At 65.4% G+C, this 24,721-nt stretch carries 25 protein-coding genes; 14 read left to right on the forward strand and 11 right to left on the reverse strand.

The genetic code is table 11. The features are described 5' to 3' along the window. Positions 1-365 precede the first annotated feature (365 nt). The 6 genes from cysP to msrQ all read left to right on the forward strand — a co-directional run bounded on the left by cysP (position 366) and on the right by msrQ (position 6,075). Positions 366-1,376, forward strand: a complete 1,011-nt coding sequence (gene cysP, locus GRB80_RS07800; protein ID WP_161423158.1) for a thiosulfate ABC transporter substrate-binding protein CysP — start codon at positions 366-368, stop codon at positions 1,374-1,376. A gap of 17 nt (positions 1,377-1,393) precedes the next feature. Next, complete coding sequence (gene cysT, locus GRB80_RS07805; protein WP_161423159.1) at positions 1,394-2,245, forward strand: sulfate ABC transporter permease subunit CysT; 852 nt, start codon at positions 1,394-1,396, stop codon at positions 2,243-2,245. After that, complete coding sequence (gene cysW, locus GRB80_RS07810) at positions 2,245-3,072, forward strand: sulfate ABC transporter permease subunit CysW (protein ID WP_161423160.1); 828 nt, start codon at positions 2,245-2,247, stop codon at positions 3,070-3,072. The genes cysT and cysW overlap by 1 nt, the downstream gene beginning before the upstream one ends. After that, on the forward strand, positions 3,069-4,202 hold the full coding sequence (locus GRB80_RS07815; RefSeq protein WP_161423161.1) for a sulfate/molybdate ABC transporter ATP-binding protein: 1,134 nt from the start codon (positions 3,069-3,071) through the stop codon (positions 4,200-4,202). Before cysW ends, GRB80_RS07815 begins: the two co-directional genes overlap by 4 nt. A gap of 212 nt (positions 4,203-4,414) precedes the next feature. Next, positions 4,415-5,431 (forward strand): protein-methionine-sulfoxide reductase catalytic subunit MsrP, encoded by a 1,017-nt coding sequence (gene msrP, locus GRB80_RS07820; RefSeq protein ID WP_161423162.1) that lies wholly within the window; start codon positions 4,415-4,417, stop codon positions 5,429-5,431. A 20-nt stretch (positions 5,432-5,451) separates the two neighbouring features. Beyond that, positions 5,452-6,075: a protein-methionine-sulfoxide reductase heme-binding subunit MsrQ gene (gene msrQ, locus GRB80_RS07825; RefSeq protein WP_161424271.1), complete on the forward strand. Its 624-nt coding sequence runs from the start codon at positions 5,452-5,454 to the stop codon at positions 6,073-6,075. Positions 6,076-6,227: 152 nt separating this feature from the next. On the opposite strand, the gene GRB80_RS07830 is transcribed toward msrQ, so the two are convergent. Continuing rightward, positions 6,228-6,656, reverse strand: coding sequence for a GNAT family N-acetyltransferase (locus GRB80_RS07830; protein ID WP_161423163.1), 429 nt, complete (start codon positions 6,654-6,656; stop codon positions 6,228-6,230). A 115-nt stretch (positions 6,657-6,771) separates the two neighbouring features. Between GRB80_RS07830 and GRB80_RS07835 the strand changes: the two genes are divergently transcribed. Then, positions 6,772-7,362: a YajG family lipoprotein gene (locus GRB80_RS07835; RefSeq protein WP_161423164.1), complete on the forward strand. Its 591-nt coding sequence runs from the start codon at positions 6,772-6,774 to the stop codon at positions 7,360-7,362. A gap of 4 nt (positions 7,363-7,366) precedes the next feature. On the opposite strand, the gene GRB80_RS07840 is transcribed toward GRB80_RS07835, so the two are convergent. Both GRB80_RS07840 and GRB80_RS07845 read right to left on the reverse strand, forming a co-directional pair. Next, complete coding sequence (locus tag GRB80_RS07840) at positions 7,367-8,008, reverse strand: class I SAM-dependent methyltransferase (protein ID WP_161423165.1); 642 nt, start codon at positions 8,006-8,008, stop codon at positions 7,367-7,369. Positions 8,009-8,014: 6 nt separating this feature from the next. Continuing rightward, a complete protein-coding gene (locus GRB80_RS07845) occupies positions 8,015-8,653 on the reverse strand; it encodes a TIGR04211 family SH3 domain-containing protein (RefSeq protein WP_161423166.1) in 639 nt (212 codons plus the stop codon). Positions 8,654-9,198: 545 nt separating this feature from the next. Here GRB80_RS07845 and miaB point away from each other — a divergent pair. From miaB to lnt, 5 genes are all read left to right on the forward strand, one after another. Next, the gene (gene miaB / locus GRB80_RS07850) at positions 9,199-10,542 is read left to right on the forward strand and encodes a tRNA (N6-isopentenyl adenosine(37)-C2)-methylthiotransferase MiaB (protein WP_161423167.1); all 1,344 of its coding nucleotides are present in this window, start codon (positions 9,199-9,201) and stop codon (positions 10,540-10,542) included. Positions 10,543-10,634: 92 nt separating this feature from the next. Beyond that, on the forward strand, positions 10,635-11,720 hold the full coding sequence (locus GRB80_RS07855) for a PhoH family protein (RefSeq protein ID WP_132043220.1): 1,086 nt from the start codon (positions 10,635-10,637) through the stop codon (positions 11,718-11,720). Beyond that, the gene (ybeY, locus tag GRB80_RS07860; protein ID WP_161423168.1) at positions 11,717-12,205 is read left to right on the forward strand and encodes an rRNA maturation RNase YbeY; all 489 of its coding nucleotides are present in this window, start codon (positions 11,717-11,719) and stop codon (positions 12,203-12,205) included. Before GRB80_RS07855 ends, ybeY begins: the two co-directional genes overlap by 4 nt. Beyond that, a complete protein-coding gene (locus tag GRB80_RS07865; RefSeq protein ID WP_132043223.1) occupies positions 12,202-13,083 on the forward strand; it encodes an HlyC/CorC family transporter in 882 nt (293 codons plus the stop codon). Before ybeY ends, GRB80_RS07865 begins: the two co-directional genes overlap by 4 nt. Before the next feature lie 23 nt (positions 13,084-13,106). Next, the gene (gene lnt / locus GRB80_RS07870; RefSeq protein WP_161423169.1) at positions 13,107-14,576 is read left to right on the forward strand and encodes an apolipoprotein N-acyltransferase; all 1,470 of its coding nucleotides are present in this window, start codon (positions 13,107-13,109) and stop codon (positions 14,574-14,576) included. A gap of 215 nt (positions 14,577-14,791) precedes the next feature. On the opposite strand, the gene phaC is transcribed toward lnt, so the two are convergent. The 5 genes from phaC to prmB all read right to left on the reverse strand — a co-directional run bounded on the left by phaC (position 14,792) and on the right by prmB (position 20,058). Beyond that, positions 14,792-16,630: a class I poly(R)-hydroxyalkanoic acid synthase gene (gene phaC / locus GRB80_RS07875; RefSeq protein WP_161423170.1), complete on the reverse strand. Its 1,839-nt coding sequence runs from the start codon at positions 16,628-16,630 to the stop codon at positions 14,792-14,794. Between the two features lie 142 nt (positions 16,631-16,772). Next, positions 16,773-17,201: a phasin family protein gene (locus GRB80_RS07880; protein ID WP_161423171.1), complete on the reverse strand. Its 429-nt coding sequence runs from the start codon at positions 17,199-17,201 to the stop codon at positions 16,773-16,775. Positions 17,202-17,416: 215 nt separating this feature from the next. Then, positions 17,417-17,902, reverse strand: coding sequence for a hypothetical protein (locus tag GRB80_RS07885; RefSeq protein WP_161423172.1), 486 nt, complete (start codon positions 17,900-17,902; stop codon positions 17,417-17,419). Positions 17,903-17,986: 84 nt separating this feature from the next. Further along, positions 17,987-19,072: a chorismate synthase gene (aroC, locus tag GRB80_RS07890; protein ID WP_132043233.1), complete on the reverse strand. Its 1,086-nt coding sequence runs from the start codon at positions 19,070-19,072 to the stop codon at positions 17,987-17,989. A 32-nt stretch (positions 19,073-19,104) separates the two neighbouring features. Then, a complete protein-coding gene (gene prmB, locus GRB80_RS07895) occupies positions 19,105-20,058 on the reverse strand; it encodes a 50S ribosomal protein L3 N(5)-glutamine methyltransferase (RefSeq protein WP_161423173.1) in 954 nt (317 codons plus the stop codon). A 144-nt stretch (positions 20,059-20,202) separates the two neighbouring features. Between prmB and GRB80_RS07900 the strand changes: the two genes are divergently transcribed. Then, entirely contained in the window at positions 20,203-20,775 is a 573-nt protein-coding gene (locus GRB80_RS07900; protein WP_161423174.1) for a Smr/MutS family protein, read from the forward strand. A gap of 3 nt (positions 20,776-20,778) precedes the next feature. On the opposite strand, the gene GRB80_RS07905 is transcribed toward GRB80_RS07900, so the two are convergent. The 3 genes from GRB80_RS07905 to GRB80_RS07915 are packed head-to-tail and all read right to left on the reverse strand — an operon-like array spanning position 20,779 to position 23,554. Next, a complete protein-coding gene (locus GRB80_RS07905; RefSeq protein ID WP_132043239.1) occupies positions 20,779-21,855 on the reverse strand; it encodes a patatin-like phospholipase family protein in 1,077 nt (358 codons plus the stop codon). 14 nt (positions 21,856-21,869) lie between these two features. Continuing rightward, a complete protein-coding gene (locus GRB80_RS07910; protein WP_161423175.1) occupies positions 21,870-22,748 on the reverse strand; it encodes an alpha/beta fold hydrolase in 879 nt (292 codons plus the stop codon). After that, complete coding sequence (locus tag GRB80_RS07915) at positions 22,745-23,554, reverse strand: alpha/beta fold hydrolase (RefSeq protein WP_161423176.1); 810 nt, start codon at positions 23,552-23,554, stop codon at positions 22,745-22,747. Before GRB80_RS07915 ends, GRB80_RS07910 begins: the two co-directional genes overlap by 4 nt. A 200-nt stretch (positions 23,555-23,754) precedes the next feature. Between GRB80_RS07915 and GRB80_RS07920 the strand changes: the two genes are divergently transcribed. Beyond that, on the forward strand, positions 23,755-24,702 hold the full coding sequence (locus GRB80_RS07920) for an AEC family transporter (RefSeq protein WP_161424272.1): 948 nt from the start codon (positions 23,755-23,757) through the stop codon (positions 24,700-24,702). Positions 24,703-24,721 lie beyond the last annotated feature (19 nt).

The following is a 24,721-nucleotide window of genomic DNA, read 5'->3' on the forward strand; positions in this document are numbered from 1 at the left end:
GAATCACCGAGATGTTCGATAACCACGGCGATCTATCTTGAGGCGAAAATAGCCCTAGCCACATAGACTGTCAAGATTTTTTTGAAAAAAATTTACTCTTATATTTCACCACCCTATCTTGCGGTTATTACTGATTATTTTTTGTACCAACTCCGCAATGGCGATGGACTATTTCCTGCACCAACAGGATGAAAATCGCCCGCATGATTACCACGGCGTCGGCCCCTTGGGCCAAGACTCCACTCCGGGGTGGACTCGGTTCGACTTCATATATTCAAAAAAAGAATAACAAACATTATTGTAATTACCTTTCATGGGTCATAACCTGCTTCCACTGCGATACATCTATTACCCGGAGTCTCGTCATGACCCTCGATCTGCGTTTTTCGCGCTCACTGCTCGCTATTGCCCTGGGTGCCGGCCTGGCCGCGCCGGCGGCGGCCGCCGACCGGGAGCTGCTCAACTCCTCCTACGATATTGCCAGAGAGCTCTTCGCGGCGATCAACCCCGAGTTCATCGCCCACTGGCAGGAGAACGAGGGCGAGGAGGTTTCCATCCAGCAGTCCCATGGCGGCTCCTCCGCTCAGGCTCGCGCCATCCTTCAGGGGTTGCGCGCCGACGTGGTGACCTACAACCAGGTCACCGATGTCCAGGTACTGGCCGACGACGGCCTGGTGGCCGAGGACTGGCAGCAGCAGCTGCCCAACAACGCCTCGCCCTACTACTCCACCACCGCTTTCCTGGTGCGCAAGGGCAACCCCAAGGGCATCGAGAGCTGGGACGACCTGGACGATGAGGGGGTGGAGATCGTCTTTCCCAACCCCAAGACCTCGGGTAATGGCCGCTATACCTACCTGGCCGCCTGGGGCTTCGCGGATCACCAGTTCAATGGAGACGAGGCCAGGATCCAGGACTTCATGGGTGACTTCCTGGGCAACGTGGTGGTGTTCGACACCGGCGGTCGCGGCGCCACCACCAGCTTTATCGAGCGCGGTATCGGCGATGTGCTGATCAGCTTCGAGTCCGAGGTCAACAACATTCGTGGCGAATACGGCAGCGATGACTACGAGGTGATCGTGCCGCCGGTCAGCATTCTGGCGGAGTTCCCGGTCGCGGTGGTCGAGCCCAACACCGTGCGCAATGGCACCGAAGAGCTGGCCCGTGCCTATGTGGAGTACCTCTACAGCGAGGAGGCACAGCGCCAGCTGGCCGGCTTCAACTACCGTGTGCATGACGAGTCGGTGGCCGAGGAATTTGCCGACCAGTTCCCGGAAACCGAGCTGCTGCGTGTCGAAGAGGTCTTCGGCGGCTGGGATGAGGCCATGGAGGCCCACTTCAGCAGCGGCGGTCAGCTCGACCAGCTACAGCGCCGCTGAGCCTGGAGGAACGATCGATGAGCTCCCTGGCCCTCCGCCTGTCACGTCGCCGCGTGCTGCCTGGTTTCGGTCTATCGCTGGGCATCAGCCTGACCTTCGTGTCGCTGGTGCTGCTGCTGCCGATGACCGGCCTGGTGGGCCAGCTCAAGGGACTCAGCCTCGCCGAATACTGGGCGATCATCAGCGATGCCCGGGTGGTGGCCAGCTACACGGTCACCATCGGCGCCGCCGCGGTGGCGGCACTGGCCAATGCCGTGTTCGGACTGCTGCTGGCCTGGGTGCTGGTACGCTACGACTTTCCGGGCAAGCGTCTGCTCGATGCCCTGATGGACCTGCCCTTCGCGCTGCCCACGGCGGTGGCGGGCATCACCCTGGCCACCCTCTACGCCGGCAACGGCTGGGTCGGCGGCCTGATCGAGCCACTCGGCCTCAAGGTAGCCTACACCTGGGTCGGGATCGCCCTGGCCATGGCCTTTACCAGCATCCCCTTCGTGGTGCGCACGGTACAGCCGGTGCTGGAGGACCTGCCCCACGAGGTGGATGAAGCCGCCATGACCCTGGGCGCCTCGGACGCCACCGGCTTTCGCCGCGTGATCCTGCCCTACTTGTGGCCGGCACTGGTCACCGGCACCGGGCTCGCCTTCGTCCGCTCGCTGGGCGAATTCGGCGCGATCATCTTTATTGCGGGCAATGCCCCGTTCGAGACCGAGATCACCGCGCTGATGATCTTCGTCAAGCTTCAGGAGTACGACTATGCCGGCGCCTCGGCGATCGCCTCGGTGGTACTGGCCGTCTCCCTCGCCCTGCTGCTGGTGATCAATATCTGGCAGGGGCACTTCATCAAGCGGCTCCATGGAGGACGTGGCTGATGCAACGTATCGGTGATGCCCCCGCGGTGCGCCGCGCCCTGATCACCGCCGCCGTGTTGCTGGCGGCGCTGTTCCTGCTGCTGCCGCTGGCGGCCATCTTCGCCCAGGCCTTCTCCCAGGGTGTCGGGGTGTTCTGGCACAATATCAGCGACCGCTACACCCTGGCGGCGATCGGCCTGACCCTGTTTATCGCCGTCCTGACCATCCCCATCTGCCTGGTGTTCGGGGTGGCCCTGGCCTGGCTGGTGACCCGCTTCGACTTCCCCGGGCGGCGCCTGCTGCAGACGCTGATAGACATTCCCTTTGCGGTATCGCCGGTGGTGGCCGGGCTCATCTACCTGCTGCTCTATGGCCGCAACGGCTGGATCGGTGGCTGGCTCGACGCCCACGATATCCAGCTGATGTTCGCCTGGCCGGGCATTCTGATGGTGACGGTGTTCGTCACCAGTCCCTTCGTGGCCCGGGAGCTGATCCCGCTGATGCAGGCCCAGGGCTCCCGCGAGGAGGAGGCCGCCGTGACCCTGGGGGCACCGGGCTGGACCATCTTTCGCCTTGTCACCCTGCCCAATATCCGCTGGGCACTGCTCTACGGCGTGGTGCTGACCAACGCCCGGGCAGTGGGTGAGTTCGGTGCCGTCTCGGTCGTTTCCGGGGCCATCCGTGGCCAGACCATGACCCTACCCCTGCATCTGGAGCAGCTCTATCAGGACTACAACGCCGTGGGCGCCTTCGCCAGCGCCGCCCTGCTGGCGTTGATCGCCCTGTTCACCCTGGCCGCCAAGGCCGGCCTGGAATGGCGTACCGCGCGCCTGGAGGTTACCCCATGAGCATCCAATTAACCGATATCGCCAAGCACTTTGGTCATACAGGGAAGGGTCACAAAGGGAAGGGTAGCCCCGGCCAGGCCGGTGGGCGCGCCCTGGAACCGGTGAATCTGAAGATCGCCGACGGCGAGCTGGTCGGCCTGCTCGGCCCCTCGGGCTCGGGCAAGACCACCCTGCTGCGCATCATCGCCGGCCTCGAGTCGCCGGACCGCGACCCGGCCGGGCGCATCCTGTTCGGCGACCGCGACGTCACCGACGTGCATGTCCGCGACCGCCGCATCGGCTTCGTCTTCCAACACTACGCGCTGTTCCGCCATATGACGGTGTTCGATAATGTCGCCTTCGGCCTGACCGTGCTGCCACGGCGAGAGAGGCCCTCCAGTGGCGAAATTCGCGCCCGGGTCCATCGCCTGCTGGAGATGGTCCAGCTCGAACGCTTCGCCGGGCGTTATCCGGCCCAGCTCTCCGGCGGCCAACAGCAGCGGGTCTCCCTGGCCCGGGCCCTGGCCCTGCGCCCCGACGTGCTCCTGCTCGACGAACCCTTCGGTGCCCTGGATGCCAAGGTCCGCCAGGAGCTGCGCCGCTGGCTGCGCCAGCTTCACGACGAACTCGGCTTCACCAGTCTGTTCGTGACCCACGATCAGGAAGAAGCACTGGAGCTCTCCGACCGTGTGGCGGTGATGAGTCATGGCCGCATCGAACAGATCGATACCCCGGATGCGCTCTACCGCACACCGGCCAACCGCTTCGTGTTCGAGTTTCTGGGCGACGTCAATCATTTGGAGGGTGAGGTGCGTGGCGGCACCCTGACCTGCGGCGAGGCGACGCTGGCGGTGGACCTTCCCGATGGCCATCAGGAACTGCTGCTGCGGCCTCATGAAGTGCGTCTGGCAGAGGCGCCCACGCCGGAGGCCCAGCTGCCCGTCACCGTCACCGCCATCTCCCCGGTGGGTGCCGAGGTGCGCATCGAGGTCGCCGCAGACTGGCTGGTCGAGCCCTGGCTGGCCACCATACGCCACGCCGACTACGAGCGCCTGGCTCTTACGCGTGGTCAGCGGTTGTATGCCATTCCACGCCACTGGCACCGTTTCAGTGCCGAAGACACCCCACAGCGTCAGGCCATCACGGCCTGATGACGCCCTCTGTCCGCCGAGCGCCCGCGGCGGACAGCCCCCTCCTCCCACGGGGCCGCCGACCGTTCCCGCATGAACTTTTCACGCTGTCATCTCTCTGATGTCAGGAGTCCGCGCGATACGGTGTACCGGACAGTCCCCGACGCCCAGCCCGACGCCCATTGATGCCACCGGCTCTCGCCCTCTCTCAGCCAGCCCAGCCGAGGCCCACGATGCTGATCAAGATCGCCAAACCGCATGATCTGCGCGACTCCGATGTGACACCGGAGTCCGTCTATCTCTCCCGTCGCCGTTTCATGGGGGGCATGGCGGGACTGGGGGCGGGGCTTGCCCTTGGCGGCCCGGCCCACGCCGGTGCCAATTATGCGGATGTACCCGAGGGTAACGGGCCGGCCTGGTTGAAGAAGAAGATCGACGATACTCACTGGAAAGCGGTTACCCCCGCCAACTCCGAGAAGGACACGCTGGCCCCCTTCGACGATGCCAGCGGTTACAACAACTTCTACGAGTTTGGCTCCGGCAAGGCCGACCCCGCGCGCCGGGCGGGCAGCCTGAAGACCCAGCCGTGGAGCGTGGTGATCGATGGCGAGGTCAACAACGGCGGCCGCTTCGCCCTGGAGGATCTTGCCAGCCCCTCACGCTTCGAGGAACGCATCTACCGCCTGCGCTGCGTCGAGGCCTGGTCGATGGTGATTCCCTGGTTGGGCATCCCCCTCGCCGAGGTGATCAGGCGCGCGGAACCCACCAGCAGGGCCAGATATGTGCGCTTCGAGACCCTGGTCGACCCCGAGCAGATGCCGGGGCAGCGCTCCGCGTTCTCGCTGATCGACTGGCCCTACGTGGAGGGGCTGCGCCTCGACGAGGCCATGCACCCGCTCACCCTGCTCGCCATGGGCATGTACGGCCGCGAGCTGCCCAACCAGAACGGCGCTCCCCTGCGCCTGGTGGTGCCCTGGAAGTACGGCTTCAAGAGCATCAAGTCGATCGTGCGCATCTCGCTGGTGGAGGAGCAGCCGCTCAACTCCTGGCAGCAGATCGCGCCGGAAGAGTATGGCTTCTACGCCAACGTCAACCCCCGGGTCGATCACCCCCGCTGGAGCCAGGCCACCGAGCGCCGGCTGCCCAACAGCCTGTTCAGCCCCAACACCATCGATACCCTGATGTTCAACGGCTATGCCGACGAGGTGGCCGAGCTATACGCGGGTATGGATCTGCGGACGCACTATTGATGGCCATCTCGAACCGCCTGATGGCCACTCCGAATCGCTGGCAGCTCTGGCGCCTGGGGGTATTTCTGGCGGCCCTGGCCCCACTGGTGAGCTGGGGCTGGCAGGTGGCCAGTAACGCCGCCGGCCCCGAGCCGGGTCGCTATCTATTGCTGAATCTCGGTCTCGGCGCGCTGTGGATGCTGCTGCTGACCCTGAGCCTGACGCCACTCACCAAGCTCACCCGCTGGAAGGGCTTCGCGCTGATCCGCCGTCAGTTGGGCCTCTGGACGCTGGCCTACGCCACCCTGCACCTGCTCAGCTACGCCCTGTTCATCCTGGGGCTCGACTGGGGCATGCTGGGCAGCGAAGTGGTCAAGCGCCCCTATATCATCGTCGGCATGCTGGCCCTGATCGGTCTCGTCGCGCTGGGCGTGACCTCGAACCGCTGGTCGATGCGTCGACTCGGCAAGCGCTGGAAGTCGCTGCACAAGCTCTCGTACTCCATCCTGGGTCTGGTCCTGCTGCACTTCTTCTGGGTGGTGCGCGCCGACCTCAGGGAGTGGGCGGCCTATGCCGTAGCAGCCGCGCTGGTCATGGCGACCCGTCTGCCGCCGGTCGCCCGAACACTGCCCAGACTTCGCTACCGCTTCAGCCGTGCGTCCTAGGCCGCCTTCTATTCCCCTCCTTCTACTCCTCCCTTCTATTAGCTCTTCTTCTATTGCCCTCCCCCGATGCTTCCGGATAGGCCGCGCCGAACGGGTACCGGCCATGCCGAACGATCAGTGGTCCCGCCCGGCAGGTCGCAGATACCCAGGGCCTATCGATCCCAGACCATCAGGGTCTCGTTCTCCCCGGTCAGTGGCTCGAGGCGCTCCTCCACCGCATGAAACCCCAGACGGTGGTAGAAGGAGACGGCACGCACATTCCGCGAATAGACACTCAGGGTGAGGCGCTGATGACCGGCCATGGCATGGGCCATCAGCCGTGAGCCATGGCCATAGCGCTGCACCCTGGGATCGATGAACAGCGCCTGCAGATGGTCGCCATCGAGGGCGGTGAAGCCGATTACCCTGCCCTCCACCTCGAGCACCGTGACCTCCTCGGCCTGAGGCAGCCGCTCCTGCACCATCAGCTCGGCGCGAGATACCCAGAAGGTCTCAGGGATAAAGTCGTGGGCGCGCATCGAGGCACGCAGCCAGATATCGGCAAGCAGAGGGATATCCTCGGCGGTGGCGGGGCGAATCATCACACGGCTCCTGCTGGGCGTACCAACAGTGTAATCGAGGAGGCAAGGACGTACCCTGAGTGATCTCGAGGGCGCTATACTGCGCTTCGACATTCATCCTGGACGGGAGCTCCCCATGCTGCGTCGACGCTTTCTTCGCCTCTCCCTGGCCCTGGTCGCCGCCGGTTGGCTGGCCGGCTGCACCAGCCCCCAGACCCTGCAGCTCGACCCCAAGCACAGCGCCGCGGTACCGGTCGCCGGCAATGGCCAGGCCGTCTCGGTGATCGCCGCGGATGGACGTGACGGCGAGGTGATCGGCACCCGTACCGGCAGCGCCATGTCCACGGCCACGATCACCGTCCATGCTCACGAGCTGATGCCGAAACTGCAGCGCGAGGCCGAGCGAGCCGTGCAGGAAATGGGCTTTACCCCTACCACCCAGCGTGCCGAAGGCCGCCCCCACCTGACCTTGACACTCGATCATCTGGGCTACGAGCGCGGCAAGAGCCGGCCCGTGATCGGCGAGTCACGCCTGGAGGCCGTGTTGGTGGCCGAGGCGACCAATGGCGGTACCACCTACACCGGCACCTACACCTCACGACGCACCCAGAGCTACGCCGTACGGCCGGACCAGGAGAGCAATACCCGCATGGTCAACGACCTGCTCGTCGACGGCCTGAACCGGGCCTTCCGTGACCCGGAGCTGGGCCGCGTGCTGGCCCGCTGAGGGGTCACTCGACGGGACCTCGGCGCACCATGGCCCAGACATGCTCCCGGAAGCCGCTGCCCGGCTCCGGGGTGCCTCTCTCCAGTAACGTGATCCGGAAGTTGGGCTCGAACAGCTCCCGCACCTCCTCTTCCGGCACATGAAATGGCGGCCCGTACCGCTCCTCTCCGGCCGCACGCTCAAGGCCGATAAGCAGCCCGCTGGCCCCCGGGGGTATCAGCTGCGCCAGATGGAAGGCGTAGCGCTGGCGGGTGGCGGGTGGCAGGGCGATCAACGCGGCACGGTCATAGAAGGCACCGACCTCGGCCGCCTGCTCGATATGGAAGTGAAAGAAGTCCCCGCACCAGAGCTCGACATTGGCCTGGCGACTTATCTCGAACCCCACCTGGTGGTAGCGGGAAACGGGCTCGCTCCCCTCGGCGAGAAACTGCTCGACCGCCTGGGGCGCCAGCTCGATACCCAGCACCGGATGATCGCGATGGCCCAGCCAGCGCATGTCGTGGCTCTTGCCGCATAGCGGCACCAGCACCTTGACCCCGGGGCTCACCCCCAGCAGCGGCCAGTGGTGGCACAGGACAGGGTGCGGCGCGGCGCGATGGAAACCGATACGCCCTTCGCGCCAGCGGGTCAGCCATTCATTCACCATGACGGCTTAGAACCAGCGATCGCGCTTGCGACGGCGGCGCGGCAGATGAGGAACGATCAGGCCAACCAGCAGGCCGGCACCGGCCACGCCGCCGCCATACATGAAGTAGCGCATCAGCAGGTCCTCCTCCTGGGTATTGAGGCGAGCCTCCAGTTCACGCGCCGTCTGGCGGGAGTGCTCGGCTTCGCTATCCAGCTGATGGTTACGTGACTCCAGCTCGGCAACCCGCGCCTCGCGAACCTCGAGGGTCTCTCGCAACGCAGCCGTGCGCTGCTCCCACGCCTCATCGATGCCGTCGAGTTCGGCCTCGAGCTCGGCCACCCGCTGCTCAAGCTCGGGCAGGCGAACCTGAGCACTGGGCACCTCCTGGATCTCGCGGCTAAGCACCCAGACGACATCACCGCCGGGACCTCGAACACGGGTATAGTCGCCGCTGGTCTCCAGTCGCTCGACAGGCTCGCCGGCGGCAAGGGTGCCGACGATGCGGTAGCCGTCGGTGGGACCGCTGCGTACATAGGTGGTCAGCGAGTCGGAGACCCAGACGGTGTCGCTCTGCTCCTGAGCCGCCAGCGGCAGCGCCAGCAGGCCTAGCAGGGTGCCCAGACATACGCCCAGACCGGTTCGTGTGCTGTGGTGTTTCGTCATGCCATGATCCTGACTGTAGAGTCCTTGCCTGAAGCGTCCTGACTGAAAGGTGTTTCCTGGAAACATCCTGAAGGTGGTGCCCTGGCGGGGAAGCGCTGCGATGCCCAAGGCCCTGGAGGCGATAACTGACGCCACCTCCACACACAGGTGACAGCCCACCAGCTGTCCGCAAGGGTTATGCACAGCTTCTGTGGACAACCCCCGGGACAACCGTGGGAAAGTCGTCCGCTGCCCCCGCCACACCTTGGCTCGACGGCTGCTGGTCAGTGCATGACCAGTGTCATCCGACTCATCGAACGCTCTTCAGGTCCCAGGCCCCGGTGCTATCCAGCCGGGGGTCGCTAGGTTAGCACACTCGTGCCGCCCGGCACCGGGCTGGCTCCCTGCGGTCACGGCACGTATAATATAGGGCTGTTTTCAACGATGGCCCAGGCGGCCACCGCCATCCATTGCCGTGCCTCCGGCGAACTTGAGCCAGAGCGCCGCGCACCCCAGAACCCACCGGTGACAGACGTCGGGCGCCTGGCGCCACGACCCCTACTTTTATGGCGAAGAAACTCTTCATCAAGACACACGGCTGCCAGATGAACGAGTACGATTCCGCCCGCATGGCGGATCTGCTCGGCGAATCTCACCGTCTCGAACTCACCGACGACGAGCAGGAGGCGGATGTCATCCTGCTCAATACCTGCTCGATCCGCGAAAAGGCCCAGGAGAAGGTGTTCCATCAGCTGGGACGCTGGAAGAAGCTCAAGGAGAACAACCCCGATCTGGTGATCGGTGTGGGCGGCTGCGTGGCGAGTCAGGAAGGCGAGGCGCTGCGCAAGCGCGCGCCCCATGTCGATATGGTGTTCGGGCCCCAGACCCTGCACCGGGTCCCCTCCATGCTCGACTCGCGCCAGCAGGACCAGATCTCGGTCGTCGACGTGACCTTCCCGGAGATCGAGAAGTTCGATCACCTTCCCAAGCCCAGCTCCGACGGCGCCAGCGCCTTCGTCTCGGTCATGGAGGGCTGCTCCAAGTATTGCACCTTCTGCGTGGTGCCCTACACCCGGGGCGAGGAGGTCTCGCGGCCTTTCGAGGCGGTAATGGACGAGGTCATTCACCTGGCCGACCAGGGCGTGCGCGAGATCAACCTGCTGGGACAGAACGTCAACGCCTACCGGGGCCTGAACCAGCTGGGTGATGAGATCGACCTGGCCGAGCTGATCGGTTGCGTGGCGGCCGTTGAAGGCATCGACCGCATTCGCTTCACCACCTCTCACCCGGTGGAGTTCTCCGACAGCCTGATCGAGGCCTATGGCGAGATTCCAGAGCTGGTCAGCCATCTGCACCTGCCGGTACAGGCCGGCTCCGACCGCGTGCTCGCCGCCATGAAGCGCGGCCATGGCGTCGAGGAGTATGTCGAGAAACTGGAGCGCATTCGCGCGCTACGCCCCGACATCAGCTTCTCCTCGGACTTCATCATCGGCTTCCCGGGCGAGACGGAGGCGGACTTCGAGGCCACCATGAACCTGATTCATCGCATCGGCTTCGACCACTCCTTCAGTTTCGTCTACTCGGCACGCCCCGGCACACCGGCGGCCAGCCTCGAGGATGACACCCCCGAGAGCGTCAAGAAGCAGCGCCTGGCGATCCTTCAGGAACGCATCAACCAACAGGCCATGCAGATCAGCCGACGCATGGTGGGCACCACCCAGCGCATCCTGGTCACCGGCTTCGCGCCACGCGACCCGGGTCAGCTCTCCGGCCGTACCGAGAACAACCGGGTGGTCAACTTCCGTGCCCCCAACCCCACCGAGCTGATCGGCTATTTCGTCGACGTCGAAATCAGCGAGGCATTGCCGAATTCGCTGCGTGGCGAGCTGGTCTCCCCGGCGATCTACTGAGACCCGTCGTCTCTGCTCGACCAATGATTGCCGCGGCGGCCGCCGCGGCAGTATGCTGACTCCACACTCATCTTCCAGGGGATCCGCCCGCCTTGAGCCAGACAGCCTCCCAGGCCAACCGCATCATCACTCTGACCCTCGAACCCAACGACCCGCGCCGCCTGGCCAATCTCTGTGGCCAGCGCGACGAGAACCTCAAGCTGGTGGAGTCCCGTCTGGGCATCACCCTGCGCAACCGCGGCAACATCTTCCAGCTGGCCGGGCCCATCCATCGGGTCAAGGCCGCCGCCAACGTGCTCGAACACCTCTACCGCGAGACCGAGGCCAGTGACCTGGAGCCGGATACCGTGCACCTCTTCCTGCAGGAGTCCGGTCAGCAGGCGCTCGAGGAGGATGAGGGCGATGCCGATGGCGCCGAGGTGCTGATCCGCACCCCACGTACCCTGATCAAGCCACGCGGCCTCAATCAACAGGGCTATGTGCAGAGCATCCGCTCCCACGACATCAACTTCGGCATCGGCCCGGCGGGCACCGGCAAGACCTATCTGGCGGTCGCCGCGGCGGTGGAGGCCCTCAACCAACAGGAGGTTCGCCGCATCCTGCTGGTACGCCCGGCGGTGGAGGCCGGCGAGAAACTCGGCTTCCTGCCCGGAGACCTGGCCCAGAAGATCGACCCCTACCTGCGTCCGCTCTACGACGCCCTCTACGAGATGATCGGCTTCGAGCAGGTAGCCAAGCTGATCGAGCGCCAGGTAATCGAGATCGCCCCGCTGGCCTATATGCGCGGGCGCACCCTCAACAATGCCTTCATCATCCTCGACGAGAGCCAGAACACCACCCGCGAACAGATGAAGATGTTCCTGACTCGTATCGGCTTCGGCTCCACCGCGGTGATCACCGGCGATGTCACCCAGGTCGACCTGCCCCGTGGCCAGAGCTCGGGGCTGATTCAGGTCCTCGAGGTGCTCAAGGGGACACCCGGCATCGGCGTGACCCACTTCGCCGCCAAGGATGTGGTTCGCCACCCCCTGGTGCAGCGCATCATCGAGGCCTACGATAGCTTCGAGGCCGAGCAGGAGGCCGCCGAGCGCGCCCGCAAGGAGGCTCGGGAACAGGAGCGCGAGACCCTGCGTCAGGAGCGCCAGGAGCGTCTCGGTCGCGAGCGGGGCGAGTCATGACGTCTCCTCGGGTCGATCGCCAGGTCGCCCTCGAGGCCGAGGGCCTGCCGAGCCAGGCCGAGCTGGAGGCCTGGGTGGGCGCGGTACTGTCGCGCCATGTGGTGGAGGATGAGAGCGAGCTCAGCGTGCGCCTGGTGGACACGGCGGAGAGCCAGACGCTGAACCGCGACTATCGCGGTCGCGACAAGCCCACCAACATACTCTCCTTCCCCTTCGAGAACCCGCCCGGCGTTACCCTGCCGCTGCTCGGCGACCTGGTGGTCTGCCATCCCGTGGTGGTGGCCGAGGCCGCCGAGCAGGACAAGGCACTAGGCGACCACTACGCTCACATGGTGGTTCACGGTACGCTGCACCTGCTCGGCTACGATCATCTGGAGGATGACGAGGCCGAGGCCATGGAAGCCCTGGAGCGCGAGATCCTGGCCGAGCTTGGCATCACCGACCCTTATCGGATCGCACCCGAGGACGAGAGAGCCGATTCATGAGCGAAGATCGATCGAGTGGCCAGGGCAACCGTTCCTGGATCGAGAAACTGCTGGGGGCGCTCTCCAGCGACAGTGACGAGCCCAGCTCACGAGACGAGCTGCTGGAGTTCCTGCGCCAGGCGGCAGGCCGCCTGAAGCTCGAGCAGGATGCCATGATGATCATCGAGGGGGCGCTGAAGATCAGCGACCAGCAGGTTCGCGAGGTGCTTATTCCGCGCTCCCAGGTTACGGCCATCGCCATCGACCAGCCGCTGGATGAGTACCTGCCGGTGATCCTCGAGACCGGCCACTCCCGTTACCCGGTCATCGGCGAGAACCTCGATGAGGTCAAGGGGATCCTGCTGGCCAAGGACCTGCTGCCGCTGCTGCGCAACGGCCAGGAGAGCGGCAGGCCCTTCCGCCTCGAGGAGGTGGTGCGGCCGACGCTGTTCGTACCGGAATCCAAGCGTCTCAACAGCCTGCTCAAGGAGTTTCAGAGCACGCACAACCATATGGCGATCGTGGTCGATGAGTACGGCGGTACCGCCGGCATCGTGACCATCGAGGATATTCTCGAGGAGATCGTCGGCGAGATCGAGGACGAGCATGATGCCGACGACGAGGAGGATATTCGCGATCTGGGCGAGGGACGCTACGCCATCCGCGCCCTGACCCCCATCGAGGAGTTCAACGAGCGCTTCGAGACACACTTCTCCGACGAGGAGTTCGACACCCTCGGCGGCCTGGTGATGCAGCGCTTCGGCCACCTGCCGGCACGGGGTGAGCATACCATCATCGGTGGCTGGCGCTTCACGGTACTGAATGCCGACAATCGTCGCATCCGGCTACTGGAAGCCGAACCTTGCAACCCCGACGACGCTCTCGACGACAACGACTGACGCGCCTGCCACGGAGGGCCAAGATGCCAGCGTTTCGCCTCCCCACTCCCCTCGGCTGCCTGCTGGCAGCCGCGGCCGGTGTTCTTACCACCCTTACCGCTTCACCCTTCGAACTGTGGTGGCTGGGCCCGGTAGCCGCGGGACTCATCTATCTGGGTATCCACACCCTGACACCCGCCCAGGCCGCCCTGCGCGGCTGGTGCTATGGTCTCGGGCTGTTCGGCTCCGGCGCCTCCTGGGTCTATGTATCGATCCACGACTATGGCTATACCGGCATCCCGCTGGCGCTGTTCCTCACCACGCTGTTCGTCGCGGGGCTGGCTCTCTTCCCCGCCGTGACCCTGTGGCTCTATCGCCGCCTCACCGGCCCGCGTCTGGCCTGGCTCAGCTTTGCCGGCGCCTGGGTTCTGGGCGAGTGGCTGCGTACCTGGCTGTTCACCGGCTTTCCCTGGTTGCTGCTTGGGACCTCGCAGGTGGACTCGCCTCTCGCCCCCTGGGCCCCGGTGGGCGGGGTCTATCTGCTGTCACTGATCACCGTGCTGACCGGCACCCTGGGCGTCGAGCTGCTCCGTCGACACTGGTGGGCCGCGCTCCCTGTCGCCGTCCTGTGGCTTGCCCCCATGGCACTGCACGCCCAGTGGACGAGCCCCGCCGGTGAGCCGCTGCGCGTGGCGCTGCTGCAGGGCAACCTCGATCAGGCCATCAAGTGGACCCCAGCCGGCCAGCGCGAGGCCGCCAATCGCTACAGCGCGCTGACCCGAGCACACGGCGACGACGCCCCGGACCTGATCATCTGGCCCGAGGCAGCCCTGCCAATGTTCGAGCGCGAAGCGCGACCCATTCTCGAGCGGGTGCAGTCCAATCTTGCCCCCGGCACCGCCCTGCTCACCGGCATCCTGCAGCGTGACGACGCCGGACTCTACTACAACAGTGTGATCGGCCTGGGTGATGTCGAGGGGGAGTACCGCAAGACGCGTCTGGTGCCCTTCGGCGAATACCTGCCCCTGGAGAGCCTGCTTGCCGATACCATCGCCTTCTTCAATCTGCCGATGCCGGCCATGACCCCCGGGCCGGAAGGCCAGGCGCCGCTCAGAGCCGCCGGCACCACCATTGGCAACGCCATTTGCTACGAGATCATCTACCCGGATCGCGTCGCCGCCCAGGCGCGCCAGGCGGCGCTGCTGCTGACGGTGTCCAACGACACCTGGTTCGGCCGCTCCATCGGCCCCCTGCAGCATCTGCAGATGGCCCGGCTACGCGCCCTGGAGAACGGCCGCTACGTGATTCGTGCCACCAGCAATGGCGTCACCGCCATCATCGATGCCCACGGGCGTATCACCACGCGGGCTCCCCAGTTCGAGATGACCAGCCTTGGCGGCGAGGCGATCCCCATGCAGGGGCTCACCCCCTTCACCCGCACCGGCAGCTGGCCCACCTGGCTGCTCGCCGCCCTGATGGTGCTGCCCGGTCTGCGGCTGCGCCGCAAGCAGTAGGAGGGAGGCTCTGCCTCGCGAAGGAGGCCGAAGGCCTCCCGGCGAAAGCACACAGTGGACGAAGTCACCACCGGGCGCCTGACCCGATGGGGAGCACTCCTCCTGCAACGTGCCCTCCCAGGTCGGTCGGTGATGCGCCCAACGAATCGCCCCCGTAGCAAAAGCTACGGGGGCGAGACTCTTCCAGCTTATAGCTTAAAGTCCAAGTTACAGCTTCAGGCTTCCGACGAAGTCGGGATTTCGCCCAGCACCTCGGGGATGGTCATCCTGACATAGCGTCCCGGCGCCGGCTCGATGATGGAGAGCTCGCCATCACCGGGCTGGCGTGCCGCCACCATCTTCTTGGCATCGACATAGCCATTGTCGGTCACCCACGCCTGCCAGTGGGGCCACCAGGAGCCTTCGTGCTGCTCGGCGCCGGCCAGCCACTCCTCGTGGGTCTCGGGCAACGAATCGTTGGTCCAGTAGCCGTACTTGTTCTTGTGCGGCGGGTTGACCACCCCGGCGATATGCCCCGATCCACCCAGCACAAAGGTCACCGGCCCCTTGGGCAGCAGCGCCCCGTAGTAGGTACTGTTCCACTTGGCGATATGGTCCTCCCGAGTCGAGAGGAAGTAACTGGGCGTGGAGATCTTGCGCAGGTCGATCTTGACCCCGTCGAGTTCGATGCCACCGGGCTCGACCAGCCTGTTCTCCATATACATATGGCGCAGGTACCAGCCATGGGTTGCCGCCGGCAGGTTGGTGCCGTCGGTGTTCCAGTAGAGCAGGTCGAAGGGAGCCGGCACATCGCCCTTCAGGTAGTTGCTGATGTAGAAGGACCAGAACAGGTCGTTTTCGCGCAGCAGGTTGAAGCTGAAGGCCATCACGCGACCATCCAGATAGCCGTCACGCTCCATCTTCGCCTCGATGCCCTCAAGCACCGGCTCGCTGAGGAAGGTGCCGATCTCGCCCGGGTCACGGAAATCCTGCAGCGTCGTCATGTAGGTAGCCGACTTGATCCGGCGTCCACGGCGAGTGCTGGTGAGATAGGCCACGGTGGAGGCTGCCAGGGTGCCGCCAACACAGTAGCTGAGCAGGTTGACCGACTTCTCGCCGGTGGCCTGTTCGATCGCCTCGATGGCGGCGATGGGGCCCAGCTGCATGTAGTCGGCCCAGGTCAGGTCGCGCTGGGCCGGTCCCGGGTTGCGCCAGGAGATGAGGAAGACACTGTGCCCCTGACCGACCAGCCACTTGACGAAAGAGTTGTCCTCGCGCAGATCGAGGATGTAGTACTTGTTGATCCAGGGCGGAACGACCAGCAGGGGCGTCTTGTAGACCTGCTCGGTGGTGGGGGCGTACTGGACCAGTTGGATCAGCTCGTTCTCATAAACCACCGAACCAGGCGTCACGGCGATGTTCTTGCCCACCTCGAAGGCGCTGCGATCGGTCATGGAGACATTGAGCCCCTCGGCGGAGTTGCTCAGGTCCTGGCGCAGGCGAGCCAGGCCATCGACCAGGTTCTGGCCCCGGGTCTCCAATGTCTTGCGCATCACCTCGGGATTGGTGGCAACGAAGTTGGTGGGCGACATGGCATTGACCATCTGGCGGGCATAGAACCCCAGCCGGCTCTTCTGCTCGGTGGGCAGGTCCAGGCCATCGATCAGCTCCTCGACCAGGCGCGAGAAGAGCAGATACTGCTGCATGATCGCCAGATAGTAGGGGTCGCTGGTCCAGGCCTCATCCTTGAAGCGGCGATCGCCCTTGTTCGGCGTTACCAGCGGCTCGACCTGCTCGCCCGCCATGGCCCGCAGCCCGTTCTGCCATAACTGGACCTGATCCTGCATCAGCCGCGCCTGGGTCTGCCAGAGCTGTGGCGGATTGCTCATCAGCGACTCGGCCGCCGCCTGGAAGCTCTCCCGCATGTCCCCATAGACCGAATCGGCGGCATCGCTGGGCACCATGCGCTCCAGCAGGTCGCCCATCAAATGCCGATACTCCTCGCCGATCTGCTGAAGCTGGGCATTCCACGCCTCCAGCTCGGCCTGTGTCGGTGCTTGAACCCCTGGCTGCATTGAACCCTCCTGGTCCGTCGGCCATGTCATGCCGACATCAGATAACATGCACCGCCACCCTCACACAGAGAGGGCGGCGGATCGGACAGCGGCCCCGCGAGGAGCCGAATTGCGCCGGGTGACAGCGACTGAACAACTGTTCTCAGCTCTTGCTGGAGCCACCCCGTGAGGATTTCGACTTGGCCGGCTCACCGCTGTCCGCCGCAGACGCCTGCTTGGTAGCCTCGCCCATGGCCTTGGCCTTGGCCTGCTCGGTAAAGAGCTTCTCCATCTCGGCCTTGAACTCCAGGCTCATCTCGGAGAGCGCCTTGGCGTCCGCCATCATCTGCTGAGAGAGCTCGTTCATCATCTCGGCCTGGCGGGTGCCGAAATCACGCAGGCTGTCGGCATCCTGAACCTCGCTGGCATCCCGCATGCGCTCGGTGCCCATCTGACTGTAGCGCTTCAATGATTCCATCTGATACTGGGAGAGTTTCTCCATGTTGTTCAGCATCAGGGAGTTGAGCTTGCGCATCGGCTCGAAGAGCTGACGAGTCTGTTCGTTGAAATTCTCGATCATCTTGTCCTGCATGACACATCCTCCCGAAGGGTGGTGTTAGGCGAGTGGCTCACCCAGCCATGTTGCACTGCACAAAGACTAGTCTGGCTCCAGCAGTGTTGCAAGACCGTATTGCAAGACCGTATTGCAAGACCAAGTTGCAAGACCGTATTGCAAGACCATGCTGCATGGGCCATGACGTCGAGATGAGACAAGACCTGGGGCTTATAACAGCATGGCGGTTTGCATCAGCTGTCGCGCTTGGTCCGCGAACGGGCGCTCGCGGCCCCCTTGGCGGACTTGGCACGGCTTGAGGAGTTGCCGCTGCTGGTCTTGGCGGAAGCACTCCTGGAACCCGCATCGGCCTTTTCGCTGTCCCTACCGGTCTTGGTCGCACGACTGTCCGTCCCCTCCTCGGGCTCGGACTGAGCGGCGGGCTGACCGGCCTGCTTGAGCATGTCGAGCATCATCTGCTGATAGGTACCAAAGCTGGACAGCCCCTGGGAGAGCCCCTGAGACAAGCCCTGCGATAGTCCCTGGGTCATGCCCTGCCCCATGCCGGTCTGCTGCAGGAAGGGCTGCATCAGGCTCATCGGGTCATAGCCCTCTACCCCGGACTCCATCTGTTTCTGGATCCGATCCAGCAGATCCTTCTGGAAGGCCGCCACATCCGGCAGCCCCAATGCCTGGCGAAACTCATCGGGGGTAAGGTCAAACTCGACGTTGATCTTCATGGTGTCAGCCCTGTCCGTTGGTCTGCCTCGCAGTGTAGCAGCCTATCCTGGCCTGCCCTCAACGAGATGGTCGTCAACGCGTCTTCATCGCAGTGTCGGGGTCTCGACGCTGACATCGGCGTTCTGGCCACGCTGACGCAGCAGGTGATCCATCAGGGTAAGCGCCATCATCGCCTCGGCGATCGGCGTGGCCCGAATGCCCACACAGGGGTCATGGCGCCCCTTGGTAATCACCTCCACCGGATTGCCCTGTATATCGATGCTGCGCCCCGGGGTGGTAATGCTGGATGTCGGTTTGAGCGCCAGGTGCGCGATGATCGCCTGTCCACTTGAGATACCGCCCAACACACCGCCGGCATGGTTGGAGAGGAAGCCTTCGGGCGTCATCTCGTCGCGGTGCTCGCTGCCACGGCTGGCCACGGCGGCGAAGCCGTCACCGATCTCCACCCCCTTCACCGCATTGATGCTCATCAGACCATGCGCCAGCTCGGCGTCGAGCCGGTCGAACACCGGCTCGCCGAGCCCCGGCGGTACCCCTTCGGCCACTACCGTGATCTTCGCCCCTACCGAGTCCTGGTCGCGGCGCAGCTGATCCATGTAGGTCTCGAGCTCCTCGACACGACTGGCATCGGGACAGAAGAAGGGATTGGCCTCCACCGCCTCCCAACTCCTGAAGGCGATCTCAATGGGGCCAAGCTGGCTCATGTAGCCGCGAACGGTGATGCCCCGAGACGCGAGGTACTTCTTGGCGATGGCCCCGGCGGCCACACGCATCGCGGTCTCACGAGCGCTGGAGCGCCCCCCACCGCGGTAGTCACGGATACCGTACTTGTGATGATAGCTGTAGTCGGCATGGGCCGGGCGGAACTGGTCCTTGATCTTCGAATAGTCCTTGGAGCGCTGATCGGTATTCTCGATCAGCAGGCCAATGGCGGTACCGGTGGTCAGCCCCTCGAAGACCCCCGAGAGGATACGCACCCGATCGGGCTCGCGACGCTGGGTGGTATGACGCGAGGTGCCGGGGCGACGACGATCCAGGTCGCGCTGAAGGTCCTCCTCGCTGAGCGGCAGGCCAGGCGGGCAACCGTCGACGATGGCGCCCAGCGCCGGGCCATGGCTCTCGCCGAAGGTGGTGACGGTAAACAGCTTGCCGAAGGTATTGCCGGACATGGGCGTTCCTCGAGTGATCGAAAGTCGGTGAATCAGGCGAAGGACGCCGCATGGGCGTCGAGTTCATCGGCAGTCAGGGCAAACACCCCCTGGCCACCGCGCTCGAAGTCGAGCCACAGGAAGGGCACCTCGGGGAAGGCCGCCTCCAGATGGTGATCGGAATTGCCCACCTCGACGATCAGCACGCCGCGCTCGGTCAGGTGTTCACGAGCCTCGCTCAGGATACGCCTCGTGATATCCAGCCCGTCCGCGCCGGATCCCAGTGCCAGCGCAGGCTCGTGGCGGAACTCGGCGGGCATGATGGCCAGATCCCGGGCATCCACATAGGGTGGATTGGAGACGATCAGGTCATAGCGGCCGGGAAGCGCATCGAACAGATCCGATGCCACTGCTCTCACCCGGGCGCCGACATCATGACGACTGATATTCTGTCGGGCCACCGCCAGCGCCTCCTGACTGATATCGGCGAGGTCCACCTCACTGGTGGGCAGATGCAGCGCCGTGGCGATGCCGATACAGCCGGAGCCGGCGCACAGGTCGAGCACTCGGTGTGGCGGCTCCTCGGGGAACCAGGCGTCGAAGCCCGACTCCACCAGTTCGGCAATGGGCGAACGTGGAATCAGCACCCGCTCGTCGACATCGAAGGGCAGGCCGGCGAACCACGCCTCTCCCAGCAGATAGGGCAGCGGCCGCCGATGAACGATGCGGCTGCGTACCAGGGCGACGATACGACTGCGCTCCATGGGTAGCAGGCGAGCGTCGAGCACCGCCGGGTCGACATTCCAGGGGAGATGCAGCGCGCCCAGGGTCAGGGCCACCGCCTCATCCCAGGGCGAATCACTGCCATGGCCATGAAACAGCCCGGCCAGATGGAACTCGCTGGCCGCCCAGCGCAGGCAGTCGCGCAGGGTCAGGAGCTCGGCGGCGAGCCGGTCATCGGTGAGCGTCAGAGTGGAAGTCGCGCGCGGGGCGTGCTGATCGGCCAAGGGGGCACCTGAACGTCGTGAAATAATGGGTCAATGATTGTAACCCGGCCCACCGGTTCACAGCCACGCCACGCCGGGTATACTGGTCGCCCTTCGCTACCCAGCCGATACTGCCCATAAGCCCTGCCCCTTGAGCCCTGCCCCATGAACCAAAACCGCCACCACCTGGACGATGACGAGATCAGCGCCTTCCGCCAGGCCCTGCAGCAGGCCGGCGTCAAGCCGATCAAGCGCAATCGCGCCGACCCGGGTCGCCCGCGCCGCGAGGAGGCCGCCGCCGCCGCACGGCGAGCAGCCGCCCAGTCAGCGGGTGACGACAGCGCCAGCGGGCGAACCTCGGACGGCCGCGTGGAAGCGGTGCGCCCCTCGGAATATCTCGACTTCGCCCTTCCCGACCTGCCGTGGCGTACCCGCAGCCGTCTCAAGCGCGGCGAGATGGCCTGGGAGGCGGGGCTCGACCTCCACGGCTACACCCTGGAAGAAGCCCGCGAGCAGCTGGAGGGGTTTCTGCGCGATACTGCCGTGGAACGACGCCGCTGTCTGCTGGTGGTGCATGGCAAGGCGTGGGGCACGGACGGCAACTACCCGGTGCTCAAGAGCCACGTCAATGCGTGGCTGCGCGAGTGGCCCGGTGTGCTGGCGTTCTGCTCGGCCGTGGAGGCCGAAGGCGGCACCGGTGCCGTCTATGTGCTGCTGCGCCGGCGGGGCGAGCGCTGAAGGTTATTCGGACGACCGCGTGTCGCCCGGCAGGCGTGGCCCGACGATGATGCCACGCCCCCCCCACCCCGGGTGGCTACGTCCTTCGTAGCGATCCAGGGCCTCCACCGCCAGCTGGCGCCCCAGGGTGATCAGCGCCTCGGCGCGATGAAACTCATAGGCGCCACATACCGTCTTGGGCACTTCGATCAGCACATCCGGTGGATACCCCGCAACCTTGTACTTGGCCAACGCCGCCTGGGAGATATCGAAGGAGGCCAGCGCCATGTCCAGGCGCCCCCACTGACGGCGGCGGCTGCTCTCTTCACTCTGTTCCCCCTGCTCGCCCTCCTCCCACTCAGAGCCATTCGAGCCTCCTCCCAGACCATCGATCCAGCGCCCGGCGGCACGTTTCACCTCCTCGATCCAGGCGCCGAACTCCTTCCCCGAAGCCGTTTCGGCGACCTCGCGCTCCAGACGCGCCGCCTCGGGAGGAAGCAACTCCTCCAGGGTCACCGGTCGCGGACTGTGGGCCGTCACGTTCACCGCCAATACCAGGTCCGCCGCCGCCGAGACGGAGGGGGTGATCGGCAGCGGGTTGAGCAGTCCCCCGTCGACCAGCACCTGTTGGCCACGATGGACCGGCGTGATCACCCCGGGGACGGCGATGGAGGCGCGGATCGCCTCGAGCAGTGGGCCGCTCTGGAACCACACCTCGCGCTGGTGGGTCATGTCGGTGGCCACGGTTGTCATCTGAATCGCCAGATCCTCGATGCGGGTATCCCCCACCAGGCTCTCCAGCTTGCTCATCACCTTGTTGGCCTTCATGGCGCCCATGGCACTCCAGGAGACATCCACCAGCCGCAGCACATCGAAGTAGTCCAGGCGACAGACCCAGTCGCGATAGGCAGGCAACTGCCCCGCGGCATAGACCCCCCCGACCAGCGCTCCCATGGAGCAACCGGAGACCGCCACGACTTCGTAGCCGCGACGCTCGACCTCCTCGATCACGCCGATATGGGCATAGCCGCGCGCCCCGCCACTGCCCAGCACCAGCGCCACGCGTTTCGGCTCACCGGAGGCTGCCGCCCTGTCGTTCATATCCTTGCGTCTCCTCATCTGTCCGACGGCTCCCTGCCGCTCAACACCCAGCTAGCAATGGTCTCGGCCACCGCCGATACCGCCTCCGGCTCCAGGTGCAGGTGGTGACCACCCGTCAATACTCGGCGCTCGAGCCCAGGCAGCGCCGCACGAGCTGAACGCGCCCGCTCCGTCTCGCCCAGGATGCCGTCCTCCCCTTCGATCAGCAGCGTCGGGCAGGCGATCTCGGCCAGGCAGGCCACCACCTGCTCGGGGGTCAATCGCACCGGCGAGGGGCGCGCCAGACGGGGATCGGTTCGCCACCCCAGCCGCCCGTCCTCCGACTCCTCCAGGTTACGGAGCACCACGGGACGGATGGCCTCTGCACGCACCGGTGTGGCTCCCCCTTTGACGCGCGCGAACACGGCCTCCTCTTCGTCAGCATAGCGCGCCGGACGCGAGGGTGAGCGACGGTGTCCCAAGAGGCCTCGGCGCAGCTGCCGCGGGGCCTCCTCGGCCGCAGTGGTCACTGCCCCGAGCCCATCGATCAGCGCCAGCCGCGCCACCCGTTCCGGCAGGGCGGCGGCCAGCAGGCAGGCCACCCCGGCCCCCATGGAGTGAGCCAGCAGGGTCGGGCGCGTGGCGCCCAGGGCATCTGCCGCATCGAGCACATCGTCGCAGTAGTCCCAGATGGCATAGTCACCGGGGGTATGCCATGAGTGACCGTGGCCGGCGAAGTCGATGGCGACGATGCGCACCCCCAGCTGGCTGGCAAGCACGGGGGCCAGGCGCGAGAAGCTGGCGGCATTGTCCAGCCAGCCGTGCAGGGCCAGCCACGGCGGGGCCTCCGGCTCGCCCCAGGCCAATCCTGCCAGGCGCCCTTCGGCCAGGCTCAGGATCCGTGGCGAGGTCATGACGCCTCCCCCAGCGATTCGTCCAGCGCGGCAAGCAGTTCCTGGCGCACCTCGACAGGGTGCTCCATGGGGAACATATGGGTGCCAGGCACCAGCCTCACCCTGACCCCATGGCGAATCAGCCGGCGGCGGCGGCGCGGCGTCAGCAGATCGGAATCCTCACCAGCCAGGATGGCGTGGGGCACCCGCAGCCGCCGAGGCAGGTCGCCCAGGTGGTCCGGCAGGTGGCGAAAGATCTCCACCTCGATATCGGGGTCGTAGGTCAGCAGAGCCCGACCGTCATCGAGCAGTCGAGTCCCACCCTCGATGTAGTCGTCCAGGGCCTGCTCGGTGAACCGTCGAAACAGGCCTCGTCGGCGCAGATAGTGGCGCATCGCCTCCCGGTCGGGCCAGGTGGTGCGGCGACCCAGGCTCTTGCCAGCCGGCGTCACCCGATCCACCAGCCCCATCCGCTTGGCAGCCTTCATTCCCCAGGCGTCGATACCCAGCATCAGCGGCGGGTCGAGCATCACCACACAGCGAAAGCGTTCCGGCGCCGCCTCGGCGGCCATGGCCATCAGCACGCCGCCCATGGAGTGGCCCACCCCGATCACCGGGGCGTCGAACCGGGCCACGACGCTCAGCAGCTCATCACGCAGTGCCTGCCAGTTATGCCCCACCGGAAAGTCGGGATGGTGGCCGAGGCGATCCACGGGATGGAGGTCGAAACGCTCCCCCAGCGGCGCCAGGAAGCTGTGATAGCAGGCCCCGGGGAAGCCATTGGCATGGGCGAACAGCAACGTGGGTCGGTCGGTGTTGGTGGACATGGTCTCTTTCCTGTGACGGGGCAGTTCAGGCACGGATGGCGGTAGCAGGCTAACGGGATTACCATGTTTCGCCAAGTCGACATCCATCTACCAGGAGCGCCCGTGACCGCCCGCAAGCCCCGTGATACCCGCCTTCGCAATCGACTCTTCTTCGCTACCGTGCTCGCCGCCATGCTGGTCGGCTTCTGGTTGCTACGGTGATGGAAGCCCTGGCGACCTTCCAGGCCACCCTGGAGATCACCCTGCCGGTCTTCGCCATGGTGTTTATCGGCCTGGGACTCAAACGCGCCCGCTGGATCGATTCGGCCTTCGTCACCACCGCCTCACAGCTGGTGTTCAAGGCGACCCTGCCCACGCTGATCTTCTTGAGCATCATCCGCGCCGATCTCGAGGCGACCCTCAACCCGCGGATGCTCGGGGTGTTTGCCCTGGCCACCCTGGGCAGCTTCCTCCTCGCCTGGGGCTGGGCCTGGCTTCGCGTCCCCCTGACCGACCGCGGCAGTTATATCCAGGGCGCCTTTCGCGGCAACTGCGGCATTGTCGGCCTGGCCCTGGCGGCGGGGATGTACGGCGACTACGGTCTCTCCGCCGGCGGCCTGCTGCTGGGTGTGGTGATCCTGACCTACAACGCCTTCTCGGTGATCGCTCTGGCCACCCATCAGGAGGGGGTCACGACCGACTGGCGCCAGATGCTGATGCAGATCGTGCGCAACCCGCTGATCCTGGCGGTCGTCCTGGCCATGCCGGTGGCACTGTCGGGGCTGGGTCTGCCCGACTGGGTGATCACCTCGGGGGAGTACTTCGCCTCCCTGACCCTGCCGCTGGCACTGATCTGTGTCGGTGCCACCCTCTCGCTGGAGGCCATTCGCCGCTCGGGGGGCCTGGCGGCCGGTGCCAGCATGATGAAGATGGTGACGATCCCCGTGCTTGCCACCACGACGGCCTGGCTCGCCGGCTTCGAGGGGCGCGAGCTGGGGGTGATGTTCCTGTTCTTCGCAAGCCCCACCGCGGCGGCGGCCTTCGTGATGGCCAAGGCCATGGGCGGCAACGCCGTGCTTACCGCCAATATCATCGCACTGACCACCCTGATCGCCAGCGTCACCATCACCCTGGGGGTGTTCGGCCTACAGATGGCCGGGCTGATATAGCCTTAGCCCCTGAGCGCCA

The sequence above is a fragment of the Halomonas icarae genome (genome assembly GCF_009901955.1).
Classification (GTDB): Bacteria; Pseudomonadota; Gammaproteobacteria; order Pseudomonadales; family Halomonadaceae; genus Halomonas; species Halomonas icarae.